Raw genomic sequence first — 21,109 nt, 5'->3', positions numbered from 1 at the left:
GCACTGATATAAAACACTCAACTAAACAGGTAAATAAAATGTCGATTTTAAATAAAGCCATTCTTACAGGTGGCCTCGTTATGGGCGTTGCTTTCTCTGCTATGGCCCATCCGGAATTAAAAAGCTCTGTGCCACAGGCTGATTCAGCCGTAGCGGCCCCGGAAAAGATTCAGCTTAATTTCTCGGAAAATCTGACCGTGAAATTCTCAGGTGCAAAATTAACGATGACGGGTATGAAAGGCATGTCATCACATTCTCCGATGCCGGTCGCGGCAAAAGTGACGCCAGGCGCTGACCCTAAATCGATGGTCATTATTCCGCGAGAGCCTTTACCCGCTGGCACTTATCGTGTTGACTGGCGCGCGGTTTCTTCAGATACGCACCCTATTACCGGTAATTACACCTTTACAGTGAAGTAATATTATGAACGACCTGATTATGATTGTTATTCGTTTTCTTCTTTATCTGGATTTGATGGTAATATTTGGATTGCCATTTTTTCAGATATATGGAATAAGCGGTGTCAGACATGAAACCTATAACCTGACTAATTTCAGGTCGTTTATAACCTTTGCTGTTGTTACAGGCATCATTCTTACTGGCATTAATATGCTCCTGGTATCTAATGCCATGAGTGGAGTAACTGACCTCAGAGAATTATCCATCCATGTTATCGAGATGGTGATAGAAGAAACTGATGTGGGTATTAGCTGGATTGTCAGGCTCTGTGCCCTGTTTACCACACTCGGTGCTTTGTTCCTTTACACTAATAAGAGAGTATTGTCCTGCCTGCTGATGACGATGAGTGGGGGCGTGGCGCTGGCTACACTTGCCTGGGGAGGACACGCCGTTATGCATGACGGTCTGCATTACTATCTCCATTTACTGAGCGATCTGACCCATCTCGGCGCTGCAGGTGCCTGGACAGGTGCTCTGGTTGCATTTGCTATCCTGCTGATGCGCAGAAACGAGCATAATGCACAGAGCGTCATTGTGATATCTGACTCCCTGGCAAAATTTGCCACGGCAGGAACGGTGATTGTTGTAGCCCTGATCCTGAGTGCGCTGGTCAACTATCTGTATATTGCTGAGGGTAACTTAACTCCCTTATTCAACAGTTCCTGGGGGAGGATATTGCTTGCCAAGACGGCTCTGTTTGTTCTGATGCTTCTTCTGGCTGCAGCAAACCGGTTTCACCTGGGTCCCCGGCTTGAAGTTATGGTCAGGGAAGGGAATTATGATCGCAGCGTTGCCCTGATGCGAAACAGCATCCTGACAGAATTCGTTGTTGCGATTATCATTCTGGGCGCCGTAGCGTGGCTCGGAATGCTTGCTCCGTCTCAGGTCAGCTAGGGGACAGCCAAAGCTCATGCGTGAGATTTTTACTTTCATATCAGCGAGTTGACCATGCAGCGTATTTTAATCGTTGAAGACGAACAAAAAACAGGTCGTTACCTGCAGCAGGGACTGGTTGAGGAAGGCTATCAGGCCGATCTCTTTAATAATGGCCGCGATGGTCTCGGGGCCGCGTCGAAGGGACAGTATGATTTGATAATACTGGACGTGATGCTGCCTTTCCTCGACGGGTGGCAAATCATCAGCGCACTGAGGGAGTCCGGGCACGAAGAACCGGTCCTGTTTTTAACCGCAAAGGACAACGTGCGGGACAAAGTGAAAGGACTGGAGCTTGGCGCAGATGACTACCTGATTAAGCCCTTTGATTTTACGGAGCTGGTTGCACGTGTAAGAACCCTACTGCGCCGGGCACGCTCGCAGGCCGCAACAGTCTGCACCATCGCCGATATGACCGTTGATATGGTGCGCCGGACCGTGATCCGTTCGGGGAAGAAGATCCATCTCACCGGTAAAGAATACGTTCTGCTTGAGTTGCTGCTGCAACGCACCGGAGAAGTGTTACCCAGGAGTCTTATCTCGTCCCTGGTCTGGAACATGAATTTTGACAGTGATACGAATGTGATTGATGTCGCCGTGAGACGTCTGAGAAGTAAAATTGATGATGACTTTGAGCCAAAACTGATCCATACCGTTCGCGGTGCCGGATATGTCCTGGAGATCAGAGAAGAGTGAGGTTCAAAATTTCCCTGACCACACGCCTGAGCCTGATTTTTTCTGCGGTGATGCTTACGGTATGGTGGTTATCAAGTTTTATCCTGATTAGCACCCTTAATGGCTATTTCGATAATCAGGACCGCGATTTTCTGACAGGTAAACTTCAGCTCACCGAAGAGTTTCTTAAAACAGAGACGTTCCGGAACAAAACGGATATTAAGTCATTATCAGAAAAAATAAACGATGCGATGGTAGGGCACAATGGTTTATTCATTTCTATAAAAAACATGGAAAATGAAAAAATTGTTGAACTCTATGCCAAAAATTCTGTTGTTCCAGCGGTCCTGCTTAATAAGTCGGGTGATATTCTCGACTATATGATCCAGACGGAAGAAAATAACACCGTGTACCGCAGTATCTCGCGGCGGGTTGCCATGACGCCGGAACAGGGTAAAAGCAAACATGTCATCATTACGGTTGCCACGGATACTGGGTATCACACCCTGTTTATGGACAAACTCAGTACCTGGCTGTTCTGGTTCAATATCGGTCTGGTCTTTATTTCTGTTTTTCTGGGCTGGCTGACCACACGTATTGGTCTGAAACCGTTACGGGAAATGACCAGTCTGGCTTCCTCCATGACTGTACACAGCCTGGATCAGCGTCTAAATCCCGATCTGGCTCCGCCGGAAATCTCTGAGACCATGCAGGAGTTCAATAATATGTTTGATCGCCTGGAGGGGGCATTCCGGAAACTGTCAGATTTCTCGTCTGACATCGCGCATGAGCTGCGCACACCAGTCAGTAATCTGATGATGCAGACGCAGTTTGCACTGGCTAAGGAAAGGGATGTTTCGCATTACCGCGAAATTTTATTCGCTAACCTGGAAGAACTGAAAAGGTTGTCACGAATGACCAGTGACATGCTTTTTCTGGCACGTTCAGAGCATGGTCTGCTGCGGCTGGATAAACATGATGTGGATCTGGCAGCCGAACTGAATGAATTACGTGAGTTGTTCGAGCCCCTGGCAGACGAAACAGGAAAGACAATCACGGTTGAAGGAGAGGGCGTTGTTGCCGGAGACAGCGATATGCTCCGACGTGCTTTCAGTAACCTGCTTTCCAATGCAATCAAGTATTCTCCCGATAACACCTGTACAGCGATACACCTTGAGCGTGACAGTGACTGTGTGAACGTGATGATTACGAATACGATGTCCGGCCAGGTTCCCGCTAATCTGGAACGTTTGTTTGACCGGTTCTATCGCGCAGACTCATCAAGGTTCTACAACACGGAAGGCGCGGGGCTGGGATTATCAATTACAAGGTCGATCATTCATGCTCACGGCGGCGAGCTGTCAGCAGAACAGCAGGGGCGGGAAATTGTGTTCAGTGTGCGTCTGTTAATGGATTAATACCGTTATTCAGGAGAAACCCGGAAGGTGACAAAAATGTCATCGTTCAGTCACGCGATAAACAGAGGCGGTTTTTTATAATCAGCCATAAATCAGGACAGCGTGATAATTCAATCGCCCGGTTCCTGGCGTGATGATCAACCAGCCCTGAGATCAAATGCTTTCTCTGTTATAAGCATTGATTGTTCGGGTATGAAAACACCGGAGACCCAACCATGAAAAAGATCCTTGTATCCTTTATTGCTATGATGGCTGTCGCTTCATCTGCCTGGGCTGCAGAGACAATGAACATGCATGACCAGGTAAATAATGCCCAGGCGCCTGCCCATCAGATGCAATCATCCGCTGAAAAAAGTGCAGTTCAGGGGGAGAGCATGAAAATGATGGATATGAGCGGTCACGATCAGGCCGCAATGTCCCATGAAATGATGCAAAACGGCAATTCTGCTGCCCATCAGGACATGGCTGAAATGCATAAAAAAATGATGAAATCCAAGCCAGCAGCTTCTAACGAAACAGCAAAATCATTTTCCGAAATGAACGAGCATGAGAAAGCCGCTGTTGTGCATGAGAAGGCGAATAATGGTCAATCTTCCGTTATTCATCAGCAGCAGGCTGAAAAGCATCGCAGCCAGATCACCCAGAATTAACCCGCAGCTCCACTTGTCAGACCCTCATTTGACGCCGAAGTCACTGGCTTACGCTCCCGATCGGGAGCGTTTTTTTTAAACCAAATGAAAGATTATATCTGTGTATGATTAATCGTAAGCGTGCAGCGAGAACCGTATTGACGGGGATGTGTTATTCAGTTGGCAGTGCTACGCGCCAGGGGAGTAGTTCGCTGACCCGGTTTATCGGCCAGTCCGCTATGACGTTAAGGACGTGACGGAGGTAGCTTTCTGGCTCCACTCCGTTCAGTTTGCATGTCCCGATCAGGCTGTACAGCAGCGCTCCCCGCTCTCCTCCATGATCCGAACCGAAGAACAGGTAGTTTTTGCGGCCCAGGCTGACCATCCGTAGCGCATTCTCAGCTATGTTGTTATCTGCCTCGGCCCAGCCGTCGTCAGTATAGTAAGCCAGCGCCGGCCACTGGTTCAGTACGTACGTGAACGCTTTCGCCAGTTCTGAGTGTCGCGACAGCGTTTTCACCTTTTCACGCAGCCAGCTTTCCAGGGATTTCAGCCGCGGTTTAGCTTTTTGCTGACGTTCTGCAAGGCGTCGCTTCGCCGGCATTCCCCTTATCTCCGCTTCAACGGCATACAGCTCGCCGATACGCTTCAGGGCTTCATCCGTCAGCGCCGACGGTGTGCGGACGTGCACATCGTGGATTTTACGGCGGGCGTGAGCCCAGCAGGCGGCTTCCGTTATCTGGCCATCGCGGTACAGCTCGTTGAACCCGGCGTACGCATCGGCCTGCAGCACACCACTGAACCCTGCAAGATGGGTCTGAGGGTGGATGCCTTTTCTGTCCGGGCTGTAAGCGAACCACACCGCCGGCGCGACTGCTGATCCAGCGTTGCGGTCATCACGAACATACGTCCACAACCGCCCGGTCTTCGTCTTCTTATTGCCCGGCAGCAGCACCTGGACCGGGGTGTCATCGGCATGGAGTTTACCGTCGGTCAGGACATAGCCCTGAAGCGCCTCTTCCAGCGGTGACAGCAGCCGGCAGCATGCATCCACCCAGCCCGACAGCAGTGAGCGGCTCAGCTCCACACCCTGGCGGCTGTATATTTCTGACTGCCGGTACAGCGGGGTATGTTCTGCATACTTTGAACTCAGCACGCGGGCCAGCAGCCCCGGTCCGGCGATACCCCGCTCGATGGGACGTGAAGGCGCGGGGGCCTGCACGATGGCATCGCACTGAGTACAGGCATGCTTTTCACGTACTGTCCGGATAACCCGGAAGGCGCTGCGCATCAGCTCCAGCTGTTCGGCGGCATCTTCACCCAGGTAACTCAGCGCACCACCACATTCCGGGCAGCATGACGCTGCCGGCAGCAGCCGTTTTTCGTCACGGGGAAGTGATTCAGGGAACGGTTTGCGGGTACGGGTCTGCCGCAGCGGGCGCTGCACGGCCGGGTCATCCACCCGGCCGGTAAGGGTATCGCTTTCTTTCTGCAACTGCTTAAGGTCGGCTTCCATCTGCGCGATACGGCGGGAGACTTTTTCGGAGCGGCTGCCGAAGTTCATCCGGCGCAGCTTATCCAGTTGCGCCTGCAGGTGATCTATTTCGCGTTCACGCTCGTTCAGCTTTTCCAGAAGGGCACGGTTCAGCGCCTCCTGTTCGGCAAGGAGACGTTCCAGTTCATCGATATCGTCAGGAAGTAAGCTGTTCATACCGGGTATATTACCAGGCTCATTCAGCGTCGACCAGGATAAAGAGGCCTACAACATAGTCAGTGACGTAAGCAGTCTTTTAGGCTGCCGCCAGTCGATACCTTCAAGGAGCATCGCCAGCTGTGCCGGTGTGAGGAACACTTTGCCATCCCGGGCTGACGGCCAGGCGAAGCGGCCGCGCTCCAGCCGTTTGGTCAGCAGACACAGTCCATCGCCGGTAGACCAGAGGAGCTTTACCTGACTGCCATTACGCCCACGGAAGATAAAAACGTGACCTGACATCGGATCGTCTTTCAGCGTCGTCTGCACCTTTGCCGCCAGGCCGTTGAAGCCGTTTCTCATATCGGTGATGCCAGCGACCAGCCAGATCTTTGTCCCTGATGGTAATGGGATCAACGTTTGAGCTCCCGTATCAGCAGGTTCAGGATATTTTCGCTGATGGCACCATTCAGACGGAGTGATCCGTGCCGGAACGTCACTTCACAGCTGATATTGAGTGATTCAGGTGCCGCAGCAGCTACAGGTTGTGACCGGGGGGAGGTTGCAGGGACAACATCTTCGGTATCAAGTGTTATCGGGAGCAGCTCAGGCACGTTGTTTTCTGTTGTTGAAGGAGGACGTAGTTTTCCTTCGCGCCAGTACTGGCGCCACTTGAACAGCAAATTATCGTTGATCCCATGCTCACGAGCGAGTTGCGCTACGGAGATCTCTGGTCGATGCGAGAGTTCAACCATTTTGATTTTGAACTCAACGGGATAATTAGGGCTTTTTTTACGCACTGCGGTTAATGATTTCATGGATAGCGTCCACCATATTTGGTGTCCACTATCCTCTCAGGAATATCAGGATCTGCCAGACGGTGCTGAGACGACGCTTACGATTAATCGTAGTCTGCGGCCTGTTATGAACTAAATGAACGACGGACTAAATTTAACATAAGATAGATTACACGAACTAAGTAATTGATTTTTATGTATTTAAAGTTTCTTGCCCGATTATATCCAGGGTTCATGCCGTGCCGTATCCTGAGACTGGCTGAGAATACGTATGACCGTAACCACCGAATGCGATGGCACAAAATAGATCATGTGCTGTTCCACCGGCAACGAGCAGATATCTTCTCCCAGCTCTGCGCGATGCGTGCCGATGTCATGCATGGCCAGCACATCAAACACTGCGGCTATACGCCCGATATACGCATCCGCCTGAACAACCCCGAACTGTCTGAAGCTGTAGTCCCAGATAGCCTCCAGATCTTCTTCTGCTTTTGGTGTCAGCTCAATCTCTTTCATTTGCCATCCTGGCCCTGACATTATTCAGGAATGCATCCTTGTTCCATGGTTTCGCCTCGCCGCTGCTGATGCCTTCGGCCAGCAGATCGCGCAGTTCCTGAAGGCGTGATTCAGCTTGCTTCTCGCGCAGCAGCCGCAGCGCGTCACGCATGACTTCGCTCTGGGTTCGGTAATCACCGGCCTTAACCAGGGAATCGATAAATTCACGCAGCTCATCACCCACGTCCACCGTCATTGTACGGGCCATAACCCCTCCGTTTCATTATGTAAGATTTGTTCTTACATCAGTATATCATTTTAGCATCAGGCTTCCATGCTCAGTGATCGAGACTATGGACTGCATTTATGAGATCAACAGGGATGCGAAATCAAATAGATATCTAATAGAATGCTGAGTTGTAGCCTTAAGCGAGAACTGGAAATGAAATTAACAGAAAATCGGGTAGATACACTCATCGATACCCTGAACGACCTGATCTGCGATGAGCAAAGCATTACTCGCGAACAGCGAGAAAATTTAATTAAAACGGTTGCCACACTGGGTGGGCTTAAGGAGCGACTACGGCTCATTTCTGCGGAGAAAGAAGCCAGACAGATCGCTAAAAACGAGCAGGTAAAGAAACCGCGCGAACCGGACCTGGTGTTTCCCCGTACTGGAAAGCCGTGGCTGCCAGAGGATCTCGATGTTATCCATTCCATTATCGACGATATACCTGATGACAGAATTGATGATCACATCCTGTGGCTTTCAAAACAGCAAGGGCGCACCCCCTATGCTGTCGCACTGAAGATTGTTGGTGTAGGAAGAATGGATGATGAGTGGGCGAAAGCCTGGAAACCCGCGGCAAAATCGCTTCGAGAAGATTATGCAAAGCTTCATCCTGCTCAATCTTCGGATATCAGCCAGGAATAATCGGTTTTAGGTTGAGATGTATATTAAGTTATTTTGCAGCAACATGTTTTATAATTATAAAAATCTTTCCATGCAAAATATGGTAAAATAATAAACAATTACACTCCTTAATCTAAATATATCAATATTTTTGCCGATATATATAGTAAGGAAGGGAGTGTCATGAACGATTTTAATATTTTAAGTATCTGTATTCAGAATAAGGATGTGGCAGGTGCAATGCGCGTGCTGCGTGATAAATCAGAATTTGCGGTGCGCAAGATTCTGGAGAAACTCAGAGTCAGGGTCACAACGCAAACCGGCAGGGCATTCTGGCATTATGTTCAGGGCTGGCTGTTAACCGCGTGTCGCCAGGGGAATATACAGCATGAATCATTCATTACCCGACATTCTTCCCACTATCCGGAACGCCAGCCAGCTCAGTCCCGCTGCACTCGATATGGTCAAACTTCTCGCACTTCTGGCCATGATTATCGACCACACCAATACGGTGTTTCTGTCGTCTGCCTTGCCGGTGATGTATGCGCTTGGCCGGATGGCCTTCCCCCTGTTCACGCTTATATGGGCGATGAACGTACAGCGCCCCCCGGAACGACTGCAGAAGAGAGCCAATCGTCTGTGGATCTGGGCAATCATAACGCAGCCGGTGTTCAGCCTGGCCTTCCAGAATCAACAGCCCTGGTGGGCCCTGAACATTCTGTTCGTGTTTGCAGGCGTCACGCAGTTGCTTGCCCTGCAGTACCGGCACGGCCGGAAAGGAATGCTTGCCGGGTATCTGCTCCTGGCCCTTATGATTTGGCCCCTGCAGCCGGCAAGTTACGGGCTGGCAGGAATAACGCTGGCCATCAGTATGGCAACGGTTTCTGGCAGCGATACACCCGGAGTGCAGCGGCTGGCAGCCATCACTGCCGTGCTGTCACTGATTTGTTTAAACGGGTTATCGCATCTCCTGGATATGCCCGCAGAAACATTATTACTGGCCACGCTGCCTACTCTGGCATTCCCCCTGGCAGTGGTTTCATTCTGCAGGCAAATCTGTCCGGAGGGCCGTAGGCGTTTCATGCCGCGTAATTTCTTTTATTATGCTTACGCCGGCCACCTGGGGATTATTGGTCTGGTACAGTCTACTTTTGGCTGATTTAGAATGACGTGATGGCTATCAGTGAGAAAGAGCTGATAGCCGTAACCACCTGTCAGGTTATCGGTCGGGCTTAACTGGTTATTAGCGCAGGGCATGTTAAACTTCCCGCAGGGAAAAGGAGAGAAGCATGAACCATGAAAGTGATCTGATGAACCACGGCTTCAGTGAAGAGGACATTGTCCGACTGCGGGCCAGTTCAGCTAAAACGGGTACGGAAATGGATACTCTGCTGAACGATCTGGCAAACCGTTTTAAGGCCCTGATATGGGTGCTGTCAGTCATGTTACTGATTCTTGTGGCCACACTTTTGGCTGGCTCGAGGGTGCATGCAATTTCCTTTGGCGTGGCTATTCTTGTTCTTGGCACTCTGTTTACGATTACCATGCCTTTGAAGCTGGCCTATAAATCATGGCATTACCGCCGGAATCTCATTTCCCAGCGTCATCAGAAGTGATCAGATCGAAAACAACCTTAGCCTTTACCCCCCATCCCACAATTTTCATTGTCAGTTTACCCCGGGACATGGTGTCGATTTTCCGGTAAAAATCGGTGCTGATATAGTTAAACAGACGCCATGTCCCTGGTCTGGCCATTAATCCATAGACACTGTAGATATTGCCTGCAAGCGCGATCCCGTTGTATATCCCTAACCCTGTTGATCGTTCAAATCCCATGAATTTAGCGATGTTCATAGCACCATCACCAAACATACCCTGCGTGTCAGGTTCATTCAGGAACTGACGACCAACTTCACGGGTTATCGTGTTGGCCGAGTCGACAATCAGAATAGCCCCGGCAAGAACGCCTACGGGGGTCATTGAGGAAGTCAGCACGAAGCCAAATACGCCCTGCATACCTGCCAGCACCACTTTAATTCCTGAGATGACATAACCGACCATCCGGTCTTCATCCCTGACGTATTTGATCTGGGCATATAGTTTCGCATAACCGGTCTGGAGCTGCCGGCTCTGCTCAAGCAGACTGCTGTTTTCTGCCTGCAGGTTACGCAGGCAGGTCATGCACTCTTCGTCAGACTTTGCCCGCCGGGCACGCTCAAATTCGCCATTAATGACAGATTTAATTTCATCGATGAATTTGAGACGCGTCAATCCATCCCCCAGATGTCGGGCGCCAACAATATTAGCGGTATTGACGAGTTTGCGGGCCTCCAGATTAATCATGGTTTCTGCCCAGACTCGAGCCTGGCTTTTGTTTCCCGGAAGAATTATATCCATTTTTCTCATCCTGATTGAAAATCACCCGTTAAAGCTTATCGCGCTCCCGGATTTAGGCAACCCTGCTTTAAAGGGTACATATATGCCGCGAAGCGGCATGGAGACGCCAGCCGGAGCTGAACCGGGTGATTCTGGTGAGGGGCGTCGTAACCGGCATCAGCCGTTACGGATTGATAGGTTCTGCCAATCCCATCCCTTTCCCTGCAAAGCCATACCCGCTTAAAACTTTCTGATTGCTAATGTGCGCGGTCGGAGTGAGTCCGTCAAGGCCAGAGGCCGCTGACGGGCTGTATCTCCGCGTTAGCGCCGTGAGGCGCTTACGAGCGTGTACCGCGAACTTACCGCGAATCGACTTACAGCCATAGCTATTTCTAGTTACAACATCCCTCTTAAAGCGAAGTTGTTCCGGCCCTTTGGGCCGGGGCGGCGTCGGTTTAGCAGGGGTTAGGTATGTATGCGGTGCCGGGTTCTGGCCAGAAAGGGGCCCGGCGCTTGCGACGGGAGGTACTTTTGATTTTGTTCTGAGCGCGAGGCCGTGAGGCCGCTGCATGCGAAGGCATTTTTCGTTATCCACAGAGTGACTGCAGACAAAGATCTACTCTGGAATGAAATGAACAGAGAGATAAAAACGGTGAAGTAAGACTGTTTTGCGGAATGTCTTTTATTCGTTTCCGGGTTACTTCACTTATTCGTTTGCGGATTTCTGTGTAAAAAAAAGAGACAGTGGCCACTGGGGGCCATAACGACAAGCAGAAGGGGTTTGAGAGCCAATGGAACGAAAACGTACGCTAAGAAGTTAATTCATTGTTTAAATTGAAATTTAGTTCTCTCAGTTCCCCCTTCAAAATATCCTCCGGTAGCGTAAACGTATAATGCCCCAGCATATTGATATGCCCGTGCATCAGTGGGGACAACCGGGCGATATCTTCAACCCCGATTTCTTCTCCATTACTGCGTATCCAGCTCAGGGCTTCCTGCATATAAAGTGTGTTCCACAGTACCACTGCGTTAGTGACCAGGCCCAGTGCCCCCAGCTGATCTTCCTGACCTTCACGATAGCGCTTTCTGATCTCACCGCGCTGCCCGTAGCAGATCGCCCTCGCCACAGCATGGCGGCCTTCCCCCCGGTTTAGCTGCGTCAGGATCCGCCGACGATAATCCTCATCATCAATATAATTAAGAAGGTACAGCGTCTTGTTGACGCGCCCCACTTCCATGATCGCCTGTGCCAGCCCTGATGGGCGCGAGCTTTTCAGCAAAGAGCGAATGAGTTCTGAAGCATGAATGGTGCCCAGTTTCAGCGAACCGGCGGTTCGCATCATCTCATCCCACTGATCCTCGGCTTTCGACAGATCGGCACAACCACGTGCCAGTTCGTCCAGTGCACCGTAATTTGCCGATTTATCCACTCGCCAGAATACCGCTTCACCGGCATCGGCAAGCCGGGGGGAAAACTGGTATCCCAGCAGCCAGAAGAGGCCAAAAATAATGTCGCTGGTACCGGCTGTGTCTGTCATGATCTCAACCGGATTCAGCCCTGTCTGCTGCTCCAGAAGGCCTTCCAGCACAAAAATGGAATCTCGTAATGTGCCGGGGACAACGATGCCGTGGAATCCAGAGTACTGATCAGAGACGAAGTTGTACCAGGTGATGCCACGTCCGGAACCAAAATATTTTCTGTTAGGTCCTGAATTGACGGTTTTCACCGGCGTGACAAAGCGCATGCCATCAGCTGAAGCCACTTCGCCACCACCCCAGCGGCCAGCAAGCTCCAGTGTGGACTGAAAATCAACCAGGCGGGCATTGGCGCTGACCAGCGTTTCTGCCCGGAGGTAATTCTGTTTTACCCAGCTAAGCCGGTGGCGCGTCAGCGCCGGTATATTGTGCTTTATCAGCGGTTCCAGCCCGATATTGCAGGCCTCTGCCATCAGGACCGCGCACAGGCTGATGTGCAGATCCTGTGCCCGGGCCCCGGATTCACTGACATGCGTAAACTCACGTGTAAATCCCGTTCTGGCATCTATTTCAAGCAACAGTTCCGTCAAATCTACTGGCGGGAGTAGCAGCCTTACCCGACTGTTGAGACGATGCAACGATGTTGGCTCCTCCAGTTTCTCCAGGCTGCTGATAGTCAGGGAAGGATGTTTACCGTCATGGCAAATATGAACCTCCGCATTTCCTTCAAAGCGGGATGCGACGGTTTTCCAGGTTTCATCTAGCTGGACCGCCAACTGTTGCACGCCTTTATGTCCATCAGTGGGATGTCCCAGCGCCCGGCAAACGGGGACCCGCTGAGCCTGCCATTCTTCCCCCTGCAACAGCTTCTCGCGGGGATTTCCCCAGCGATCGCTGTTTTCGAGCCAGATGTCCCTTCGACGTAGTGCATCCTGAAGGCGCTCCAGCAGACAAAGCGAGTAACCGGCACGCTGTATCCGGCCCTCCGCATCGTATACCAGGCGTTTCCAGGGGCCGGTAATAATATGTTCAGGCGCATTGTCCAGGATGCGCTTTTTCGAGCAGTTCAGTTCGGTCAGATAATGAATGGCGGACAACGTATGTTCTCCGGCTGGCGCTGCCTGGAAATGCAGGTCGCGCAATACCGCCGGAAGAAAGCGCTTTACCCGCCCGTACTGCTCCACCATTTCGTCATGGAAATTGTTGTTCTGAGGCCGGGCCAGCTCATTTACCTTGCAGACGGATTCTGCCAGCCTGCTTTTCGGTATGCTGTTGAATATGGTCTCCCTCAGTTCAGCATCGTCAGCCTGTTCATCCAGCAACAATGAACATGCCCGCGCCAATATTAGCGCAGCACGATCAAGATCTTTAAGCGTCCTGAGCCGTTTTTTCTGCCCCGTTTTCTTCGCCGCACGAGTGATATCCAGTATCAGCATATCGAGCACATCAACGGCCTCATCCAGCGCCGCAGTCTCCTGCGCTTTAACGAATGCTGTGAGTACGGCCAGTTTTCTCTGCTGTGGCATTCGCGCGATATATTTTACCGACGCCATGCCTGCGTAACGGGCCAAATTACGCAGTTGTATAGCAGGCAGACCGGTAAAATTCAGTCGGGAAAATTCCAGGTTTCGCAGCCGGATATACCGCTCCAGCGCTTCGGTAAATGCCGGGCCGCTGACGGTGACCGGTCCCTTTTTCAGTTGCTCCAGCGGTGAAGTACGCTGCCCCTCAGGAATGTCCAGAAGCTCCGTCACGCGGGCGGTCTGCCAGCTGTCCGGCAACGCGGCCAGTTTCTTCCACAGCCGCTGATTTGCCCGTTCGCGTATTTCACTGACGAGACGTACAAGTGTGGTTGCTCCGGGCAGCAGGACCTTATTCTGAAGCAGCCACGCGGTGGCAAAATCAAACATAAGGCCGGGTCGCTCATTACTGAGCCATGCGCGGGTGTACAGCAGGCGCTTCAGGCGGAAAGACCAGGGGAAATCGCCAAATTCATGGTAACCGTAATATTCCTTAATCAGCGCAGTATGCTCTCTGAGGGTGGTAACCCGTTCTGCGTAGCGGGTAAGGACTTCTGGACGGCGAATATTAAGCTGCACCGCGACAAATTGCTGAACACCTGGCAGAACCCGGGTTAAGTCTGTCAGAAAGGTGCCCAGAAAACGGGCGGTGGTGAGCTGAAGCGCAATTCCCAGCCGGTTATGCCTTCCCCGCCGCTGGTTAATGAAGGCAAGATCCCGCTCATCAAGATGAAAATAGCGCGCCAGCTGCACGTCATTGGGTTCTGCAACATAGCGACCATAATTCAGTTCCTGCTCAGTGGTCAGAAAATCGACGGGCATACCGGCCTCCCTGCCTGATGGTCATGAATTAACAATTTCGCAACCGTCCGAAATATTATAAATTCTCGGACACACTAAAATGGTGTTGTCTAGGTGTCTATTAAATCGATTTTTTGTTATAACAGACACCCACTGTCCGATATTTGATTTAGGATACATTTTTATGCGACTTTTTGGTTACGCACGGGTATCAACAAGCCAGCAGTCCCTCGATATTCAGATCAAGGGGCTTAAAGAGGCGGGGGTGAAAGCCAGTCGCATATTTACCGACAAAGCATCCGGCAGTTCTACCGACAGGAAAGGACTGGATCTGCTGCGAATGAAGGTGGAGGAAGGTGACGTCATCCTGGTGAAGAAACTCGACCGGCTTGGCCGCGACACTGCCGATATGATCCAACTGATAAAAGAATTCGACGCTCAGGGAGTCGCGGTCCGATTCATAGACGACGGGATCAGCACCGACGGTGAAATGGGGAAAATGGTTGTGACCATTCTTTCAGCTGTAGCCCAGGCCGAACGCAGGAGGATTCTGGAGCGTACGAACGAAGGACGGCAGGAGGCCAGGCTGAAAGGTATCCGGTTTGGCCGAAAGCGCATCATCGACAGAAATAGTGTACTGGCACTTCATCAGCAGGGAACTGGTGCAACAGATATTGCCCGCCGGCTCAGTATTGCCCGTTCCACTGTTTATAAAATTCTGGAAGATGAGAGCCGGGTTAATCTGAGCAAAATTTGAGGACGAACATGAGTGATGTAAAGGCATTCAACAATTGCATGAGTGTGTTCTGGCGACAGCATGAAGCCGAATTCTCTCGCTTTCTGACATCGAAGACAGGTGATAGCGAAAAAGCAGCAGACCCGGAGAAGACGAAGGTGATTATCGTGACGCTTGCCGAAACGACACCTGTACTGGAAGCCGCTAACCTGCAGCGGGATCTACGCCGAGCTGGCATCGAGCCGTGGGCATGGGTCGTTAATAACAGCCTGGCAGCTGCTCAACCGTCTTCGCCTTTCCTGAAGATCAGGGCGAACCGCGAGCTGCCTCTCATCTCTGATGTGGAAGAGCAGTATGCAAAGCGTATTGCATTAACAGCGCTACAGAGCGAAGAGCCGGTTGGTATTGACCTGCTGGAAGAAATGGCGAAGTAATAATGAAGGGGGCAAATGCCCCCTTCGTCTTTATTTCAGTCTTTTACCTGAATCATCAACGACTTTTTCACCGTCTTCCTTGGTGAAAGCCGTTTTCTGGGCATCTGGAAGGATATCGAGAACAACCTCTGAAGGACGGCAAAGTTTAGTTCCCAGTGGCGTCACTACGATCGGACGGTTGATCAGAATCGGATGCTGTAGCATAAAGTCGATGAGCTGGTCGTCAGTAAATTTATCTTCTGCAAGACCCAGTTCCTCATACGGCTCGACGTTCTTACGCAGCAAAGCCCGGACGGAAATGCCCATATCCGCAATGAGTTTGAGCAGCTCATCGCGTGAAGGTGGAGTCTCAAGGTAAAGAATAACGGTCGGCTCGATACCGCTGTTGCGGATCATCTCCAGCGTATTACGCGACGTGCCGCAGGCTGGGTTGTGATAAATGGTGATGTTGCTCATATCAGTATCTCATTACAAAGTGAAAGAGAGACGTAGCGCCAGCGCGGCCAGCGTTACAAACAGCACAGGCAGAGTCATGACGATCCCGGTGCGGAAATAGTATCCCCATGTGATGGTCATGTTCTTCTGTGAAAGGACATGCAGCCAGAGCAACGTTGCCAGGCTACCAATAGGTGTAATTTTCGGTCCAAGATCGCAGCCAATCACGTTGGCAAAAATCATCGCCTCTTTGATAACGCCTGTTGCAGTGCTGCCATCAATAGAGAGAGCACCAACCAGCACGGTAGGCATATTGTTCATGATGGAAGAGAGGAAAGCCGTCAGGAAGCCAGTACCAAACGTCGCGGCCCAAAGTCCTTTATCTGCCAGCACGTTCAACACACCGGAGAGGTATTCTGTTAGTCCGGCATTACGCAGACCATAGACCACCAGATACATTCCCAGAGAGAATATGACGATCTGCCATGGCGCACCGCGAAGCACTTTGCCAGTGTTAATGGCATGGCCTCGCTTCGCCACCGCAAACAGAATGACAGCCCCTACAGCAGCAATCGCACTGACCGGGATACCCAACGGCTCAAGGACGAAAAAGCCAACCAGAAGAAGGATCAACACTATCCAGCCGGTTCTGAAGGTTGCCAGATCTTTAATCGCTTTTGCCGGTGCTTTCAGGAGAGCCAGGTCGTAAGTTGGCGGAATATCTTTGCGGAAGAACAGATGCAGCATCACCAGCGTGGCGATAATGGCTGCGATATCCACCGGCACCATTACCGACGCATACTCAGTGAAACCCAGCCCAAAGAAGTCTGCAGAAACGATGTTAACCAGGTTGGACACGATAAGCGGCAGACTGGCCGTATCGGCAATAAACCCGGCGGCCATGACAAATGCCAGCGTAGTGCCTTTGCTGAAACCTAATGCAAGCAGCATGGCGATAACAATTGGCGTCAGAATCAATGCCGCACCATCGTTGGCAAACAGTGCCGCCACCGCTGCGCCGAGCAAAACGATATAGGTAAACAGCAAACGCCCGCGACCGTTACCCCAACGTGAAACGTGCAGCGCCGCCCATTCGAAAAAGCCCGATTCATCGAGCAGAAGGCTGATAATAATCACGGCAATAAAGGTCGCCGTCGCATTCCAGACAATATTCCACACTACAGGGATATCACCAAAATGGACTACGCCAGAGATCAGCGCCAGTACCGCGCCCAGCGTCGCACTCCAGCCGATCCCTAATCCCTTCGGTTGCCAGATAACCAAAACGATGGTCAGGACAAAAATAGCGCCTGCCAGTAACATAAATCCTCCAGACAGGACGGCTTTGCCGCCCTGTATATACAAAAAAAATTAAACAACCAGCTCTCTGAGTTTCTCGATGCCAGTGGGCTCTGCAGCCATTACCGGTACTAACGCTATGCGGCTTGCATGCTGGTTTTTCACAACCTCGATTTGAGGACGCTCTTGTAGGGCGCGCTGGCAAAGCAGCGGCGATTGCGTCTGTGCAATCGAAAGGCTGTTATTGATAATCCAGCCCCAGGGATGAATCCCCGCACGTTCAAGATCGGACTGCAGGTTTGCCGCTTCCAGTACAGGTGTGGTTTCAGGCAGAGTGACCAGCAAAACTTTGGTACGTTTCTGGTCCTGAAGCTGCATCATCGGAGTGGTAAAATGACCTTTATCCCCCATCTTCCTGGCAATCTCACGGTGATAAGCCCCGGTAGCATCAAGCAGTAATAGCGTATGCCCGGTAGGTGCCGTATCCATGACCACAAACCGTTTGCCAGCTTCACGAATTACGCGTGAAAACGCCTGGAACACCGCAATCTCTTCTGTGCAAGGAGAACGTAAATCCTCTTCGAGCAGCCGTTTCCCAGCCTCATCCAGATCCCTGCCTTTCGTCTCAAGAACATGCTGACGATAGCGTTCAGTTTCATCGTGAGGGTTGATTCGGCTGACCTGCAGATTTTTGAGGCTGCCATTGAGCGTTGTACTGAGATGTGCAGCAGGATCTGAGGTGGTGAGATGCACATCAAAACCCTTATCCGCCAGACTGACGGCGATAGCCGCAGCCATTGTGGTTTTGCCCACACCACCTTTGCCCATCAGCATAATCAAACCGTGTTCACTGCGGGCGATATCATCAACCAGGACAGACAACGACATATTCTCTGGCTTGTTCTGTGGGCTTTGTTCAGGAAGCGATGTTATCTCAGCGTGTTCGTTGAGCAGGCCTTTCAATGCGGATACACCAACCATGTTCAGCGGCTGCAGGTATAAGTTGTCTGTCGGCAAATCAGATAACCCGGCAGGAAGATTTGCCAGCGCCTCTTGCTCCCGTTGCCATATTGCAGCGGCCAGTGCATCACGTTCTGCTTCGCTCGCAGGCAGGACACCGTTAATGACTAAATACTGATTTTTAAGGCCAATAGCTGATAATTCGTCATGAGTACGAGCGACTTCCTGCAGTGTTGATTTTTGCAATCGCGCGACCAGCACAAGGCGAGTTCGTTCAGGATCGGATAATGCCTCAACCGCATGAGCATATTGCTCGCGTTGTTTTTCCAGCCCAGCCATTGGACCAAGACAGGAAGCACCATCCGGGTTACTTTCGATGAAGCTGCTCCAGGCTCCGGGAAGCTGAAGAAGGCGAATAGTGTGGCCAGTTGGGGCAGTATCAAAAATGATGTGATCAAAGCGGGTCAGCAGAGAAGCGTCAGTCAGTAAGCCAGTAAACTCGTCGAATGCAGCGATCTCTGTCGTACAAGCTCCTGAAAGCTGTTCACTGATGCTGTTAACAACGTCATCAGGCAAAAGACCTTTAATAGGGTCAACGATTCTGGCGCGGTATTGCTGGGCGGCGTCCTGCGGGTCAATCTCCAGAGCCGAAAGACCAGACACAGCAGTCACGGGCTGGATAGTGTTACCGATAGTCTGATCGAATACCTGACCGACATTGGAAGCCGGGTCGGTACTGACAAGCAGAACACGCTTTCCCAGTTCAGCCAGACGTATAGCCGTTGCGCAGGAAATCGAAGTTTTGCCTACACCTCCCTTACCGGTGAAAAACAGGTAAGACGGGATATTCTCTAAGAATTTCATATGTCCTCCTGACATACTCAACAACAGGAAGTTTTACCACCACAGCAACTGGTGGAAGCTAAACCCACCTTTTCCAGCGGTATACCAAACCAGCGAGCCAGTTCAGCGCGTTTTGGGTATCGCCCGGCCATCACCGTTTCACCATCAAGCAACAGCAGCGGAAGCCCTTCAGCTCCAGAAGCCTCAAGGAATGCTTTCGCTTTTTCGTTCTCAACGAAGCTCATAGGCTGCTGCGCCAGGTTATAACGTTCGATCTGAACCCCACGCCCTTTCAGCCATTGCACATCAGCAGAAAAATTGACCAAAACCTGATCGACATCTGAACCACAAACGCCGGTACTGCAGCACATCGCCGGATCAAACACCGTTAACATTTTCATCTTTAACACCTCATATTCGTAAAAACATATATGTACAGGCAAAATTTTTAGATACAAACAGCCTTACCGCTGCCAGAGCAGTTGGCCGATGCCAGCTTACGGGCGATGGCCTGTACGTCGTCCTGTTGACTTAACCAGGCCTGCTCAATCACCAGGGCAGCCCAGGAAGGAATATGCGGGGATAAGCGATAATGAACCCATTTCCCCTGCTTGCGATCCAGCAACAGGCCACTTTCCCGAAGCATCGCCAGATGGCGGGAGGTCTTGGGTTGTGATTGTTCCAGCGCTGTGCAGAGATCGCATACGCACAGCTCCCCCATCTCCCTGAGCAGTAGCACGATACCCAGGCGGGTTTCATCAGATAGTATTTTGAAAAGTTGTAGGGATGCAATTTCTGGCATTATGTACTCCTGCTATGAATGGGTATTGTCTCTCCACCAAAACAAGAAGTCAAAATCATATGTGTTTTCTCGCATGTGAGTGCAGGTGTCACTATGCGGTTGAAAAACGACCTGATGTGCGATCGTTACGTTAGTTGGGTAGGTAAAAAAGTCATTTGAGGCTAAAACATTGCTTAGTGCGGGCTTTCAGTTCATAGAGAAGAATGAATAATATCAATTATAACAATTGGTTATTTCCTTAGCGTACGTTTTCGTTCCATTGGCCCTCAGACCCCCAGAACGTCATGGTGACCGGAAGGAGAACGGAGTGAAGGTTGAAAAATGAGCAGGGTGGCCGAAAAAAACCAGCACGAAAAGCCCCGGTGAGGGGCCCGTAAACAAGAAGACTGTTGTGTCGTCTGTGACTAGTCCGGGGGAGAAAGCGCCAGATCCAGCTGGTAAAGATGCTGGATGGCCAGAGCCTTCAGGCGCTCAGATGTGCACCAGTACGCTTCGTCAGGCGGGAGGGTGCGGTAAATCCATTCAGACATTGCATGGAGTCGTTCATCTGCCGGCAGCTTAATCAGATTGTTGGCACGTTTACGCTCCGCGCCTTTTTTGCGGCGGTAAACGAGTGCCTCCCGACGCTTACGGTCAGACCAGCATTTCCGCGCAGAGTGGGCCTGAACATCATCATGTTCGCTCATCACTACTTCCCGGATCAGCTGCTCACGCTCGGCGCTCTGACGGAGCTTCTTCTCCTGCTCTTTAAACAGCTTGTCCATATCGACGCCCAGCATCTGGAATCCCAAGGGGGTTATATAGACATACGTTGGCAACCAGGTGCGGGATTCACGATCCCAGGCGCGTTCTTCTGCGAGGCCCAGAACGCCAAACCGTACCTGTTCCTCAATAAGCCGTGAAAGGCGTGACACCGTCACCTCCGTTTCAGGAATGACATTGCCTTTTGGGTCCTTTGCACTGAGTTCTTTTGCAAGACGGGAGATACACATGCCGACGGTATGCTTGCCGGCATCACAGAAGCTGATGAGCACTGGCCAGAGCGCATCGAGCAGGCGCTGACGTTCCGGACGGAAGCCATATTTACGTCCCGCCTTACGGCGGCCGGCGACATAGAGAGGGTGACGAGAAACATGCATGCGCAGGCTGACCTGCCCGGTTTCTTTGTCTTTTTTCACCAGGCGATTGTAGGCATGACCGAGCTGTCCGGAGAGCTTTTTATAATGCTCCGGGCGATACCAGGCCGGGTTCTCACATTTGGCTTTTGTGGAATGCTCACCGCGTTTGCGGCGGGTCAGTTTTTTGACCGGTGCAATGAGGAAATTACCCTGAGTGCCGGCATCGACATCCTGGCAGAAACGGGTTAGCTCATCTTTCGGTAGATCTGACCAGTGAACAGAAATCTGATTGTCATTCAC

Annotated in this window: 23 protein-coding genes; 10 read left to right on the top strand and 13 right to left on the bottom strand. The window is 51.2% G+C overall.

Going from position 1 to position 21,109, the window contains the following annotated elements; all coding sequences use genetic code 11:
• The first annotated feature begins 38 nt into the window (after positions 1-38).
• From pcoC to pcoE, 5 genes are all read left to right on the top strand, one after another.
• Entirely contained in the window at positions 39-419 is a 381-nt protein-coding gene (gene pcoC / locus LCD46_22835; GenBank protein ID UOY73113.1) for a copper resistance system metallochaperone PcoC, read from the top strand.
• Between the two features lie 4 nt (positions 420-423).
• On the top strand, positions 424-1,353 hold the full coding sequence (gene pcoD, locus LCD46_22830) for a copper resistance inner membrane protein PcoD (protein ID UOY73112.1): 930 nt from the start codon (positions 424-426) through the stop codon (positions 1,351-1,353).
• Between the two features lie 54 nt (positions 1,354-1,407).
• The gene (pcoR, locus tag LCD46_22825) at positions 1,408-2,088 is read left to right on the top strand and encodes a copper response regulator transcription factor PcoR (GenBank protein ID UOY73111.1); all 681 of its coding nucleotides are present in this window, start codon (positions 1,408-1,410) and stop codon (positions 2,086-2,088) included.
• Complete coding sequence (gene pcoS, locus LCD46_22820; protein UOY73110.1) at positions 2,085-3,485, top strand: copper resistance membrane spanning protein PcoS; 1,401 nt, start codon at positions 2,085-2,087, stop codon at positions 3,483-3,485. The genes pcoR and pcoS overlap by 4 nt, the downstream gene beginning before the upstream one ends.
• A 215-nt stretch (positions 3,486-3,700) precedes the next feature.
• The gene (gene pcoE / locus LCD46_22815; GenBank protein UOY73109.1) at positions 3,701-4,135 is read left to right on the top strand and encodes a copper resistance system metallochaperone PcoE; all 435 of its coding nucleotides are present in this window, start codon (positions 3,701-3,703) and stop codon (positions 4,133-4,135) included.
• 151 nt (positions 4,136-4,286) lie between these two features.
• On the opposite strand, the gene LCD46_22810 is transcribed toward pcoE, so the two are convergent.
• The 5 genes from LCD46_22810 to LCD46_22790 all read right to left on the bottom strand — a co-directional run bounded on the left by LCD46_22810 (position 4,287) and on the right by LCD46_22790 (position 7,364).
• Positions 4,287-5,825: an IS66 family transposase gene (locus tag LCD46_22810; protein ID UOY73108.1), complete on the bottom strand. Its 1,539-nt coding sequence runs from the start codon at positions 5,823-5,825 to the stop codon at positions 4,287-4,289.
• A gap of 48 nt (positions 5,826-5,873) precedes the next feature.
• Positions 5,874-6,221 (bottom strand): IS66 family insertion sequence element accessory protein TnpB, encoded by a 348-nt coding sequence (gene tnpB, locus LCD46_22805; protein ID UOY73107.1) that lies wholly within the window; start codon positions 6,219-6,221, stop codon positions 5,874-5,876.
• On the bottom strand, positions 6,218-6,622 hold the full coding sequence (locus tag LCD46_22800) for an IS66 family insertion sequence hypothetical protein (protein UOY73106.1): 405 nt from the start codon (positions 6,620-6,622) through the stop codon (positions 6,218-6,220). The genes tnpB and LCD46_22800 overlap by 4 nt, the downstream gene beginning before the upstream one ends.
• Positions 6,623-6,820: 198 nt before the next feature.
• Positions 6,821-7,117 carry a type II toxin-antitoxin system RelE/ParE family toxin gene (locus LCD46_22795; protein UOY73105.1) on the bottom strand — a complete coding sequence of 99 codons (297 nt, stop codon included), beginning with the start codon at positions 7,115-7,117 and terminating at the stop codon, positions 6,821-6,823.
• Positions 7,104-7,364: a type II toxin-antitoxin system ParD family antitoxin gene (locus LCD46_22790; protein ID UOY73104.1), complete on the bottom strand. Its 261-nt coding sequence runs from the start codon at positions 7,362-7,364 to the stop codon at positions 7,104-7,106. Before LCD46_22790 ends, LCD46_22795 begins: the two co-directional genes overlap by 14 nt.
• Positions 7,365-7,538: 174 nt before the next feature.
• Here LCD46_22790 and LCD46_22785 point away from each other — a divergent pair, with 174 nt between their 5' ends.
• The 3 genes from LCD46_22785 (at position 7,539) to LCD46_22775 (ending at position 9,625) form a co-directional block, all read left to right on the top strand.
• On the top strand, positions 7,539-8,030 hold the full coding sequence (locus LCD46_22785) for a hypothetical protein (GenBank protein UOY73103.1): 492 nt from the start codon (positions 7,539-7,541) through the stop codon (positions 8,028-8,030).
• Positions 8,031-8,397: 367 nt separating this feature from the next.
• Positions 8,398-9,168, top strand: a complete 771-nt coding sequence (locus LCD46_22780; protein ID UOY73102.1) for a conjugal transfer protein TraX — start codon at positions 8,398-8,400, stop codon at positions 9,166-9,168.
• A 130-nt stretch (positions 9,169-9,298) separates the two neighbouring features.
• A complete protein-coding gene (locus LCD46_22775; GenBank protein ID UOY73101.1) occupies positions 9,299-9,625 on the top strand; it encodes a hypothetical protein in 327 nt (108 codons plus the stop codon).
• Here the strand turns inward: LCD46_22775 and LCD46_22770 are convergent.
• Together LCD46_22770 and LCD46_22765 are read right to left on the bottom strand one after the other, a co-directional pair.
• Positions 9,600-10,406, bottom strand: a complete 807-nt coding sequence (locus LCD46_22770; protein UOY73100.1) for a DUF4225 domain-containing protein — start codon at positions 10,404-10,406, stop codon at positions 9,600-9,602. The two genes, LCD46_22775 and LCD46_22770, sit on opposite strands and share 26 nt — an antisense overlap.
• Before the next feature lie 788 nt (positions 10,407-11,194).
• Positions 11,195-14,203, bottom strand: coding sequence for a Tn3 family transposase (locus LCD46_22765; protein UOY73099.1), 3,009 nt, complete (start codon positions 14,201-14,203; stop codon positions 11,195-11,197).
• A 163-nt stretch (positions 14,204-14,366) separates the two neighbouring features.
• Between LCD46_22765 and LCD46_22760 the strand changes: the two genes are divergently transcribed.
• Both LCD46_22760 and LCD46_22755 read left to right on the top strand, forming a co-directional pair.
• Positions 14,367-14,939 carry a recombinase family protein gene (locus LCD46_22760; protein UOY73098.1) on the top strand — a complete coding sequence of 191 codons (573 nt, stop codon included), beginning with the start codon at positions 14,367-14,369 and terminating at the stop codon, positions 14,937-14,939.
• 8 nt (positions 14,940-14,947) lie between these two features.
• A complete protein-coding gene (locus tag LCD46_22755; protein ID UOY73097.1) occupies positions 14,948-15,352 on the top strand; it encodes an arsenical pump-driving ATPase in 405 nt (134 codons plus the stop codon).
• A 30-nt stretch (positions 15,353-15,382) separates the two neighbouring features.
• Here LCD46_22755 and arsC read toward each other — a convergent pair whose 3' ends face one another.
• From arsC to LCD46_22725, 6 genes are all read right to left on the bottom strand, one after another.
• Complete coding sequence (gene arsC, locus LCD46_22750) at positions 15,383-15,808, bottom strand: glutaredoxin-dependent arsenate reductase (protein ID UOY73096.1); 426 nt, start codon at positions 15,806-15,808, stop codon at positions 15,383-15,385.
• A gap of 12 nt (positions 15,809-15,820) precedes the next feature.
• The gene (gene arsB / locus LCD46_22745; protein UOY73095.1) at positions 15,821-17,110 is read right to left on the bottom strand and encodes an arsenite efflux transporter membrane subunit ArsB; all 1,290 of its coding nucleotides are present in this window, start codon (positions 17,108-17,110) and stop codon (positions 15,821-15,823) included.
• A gap of 48 nt (positions 17,111-17,158) precedes the next feature.
• Entirely contained in the window at positions 17,159-18,910 is a 1,752-nt protein-coding gene (gene arsA / locus LCD46_22740) for an arsenite efflux transporter ATPase subunit ArsA (GenBank protein UOY73094.1), read from the bottom strand.
• A gap of 17 nt (positions 18,911-18,927) precedes the next feature.
• On the bottom strand, positions 18,928-19,290 hold the full coding sequence (arsD, locus tag LCD46_22735) for an arsenite efflux transporter metallochaperone ArsD (protein UOY73093.1): 363 nt from the start codon (positions 19,288-19,290) through the stop codon (positions 18,928-18,930).
• Positions 19,291-19,337: 47 nt separating this feature from the next.
• The gene (arsR, locus tag LCD46_22730; protein ID UOY73092.1) at positions 19,338-19,691 is read right to left on the bottom strand and encodes an As(III)-sensing metalloregulatory transcriptional repressor ArsR; all 354 of its coding nucleotides are present in this window, start codon (positions 19,689-19,691) and stop codon (positions 19,338-19,340) included.
• A gap of 404 nt (positions 19,692-20,095) precedes the next feature.
• Entirely contained in the window at positions 20,096-21,109 is a 1,014-nt protein-coding gene (locus tag LCD46_22725) for a replication initiation protein (protein ID UOY73091.1), read from the bottom strand.

The sequence above is a fragment of the Enterobacter ludwigii genome (assembly GCA_023023105.1).
GTDB lineage: Bacteria > Pseudomonadota > Gammaproteobacteria > Enterobacterales > Enterobacteriaceae > Enterobacter > Enterobacter adelaidei.
This window is presented reverse-complemented; position numbering and strand designations above follow the sequence as displayed.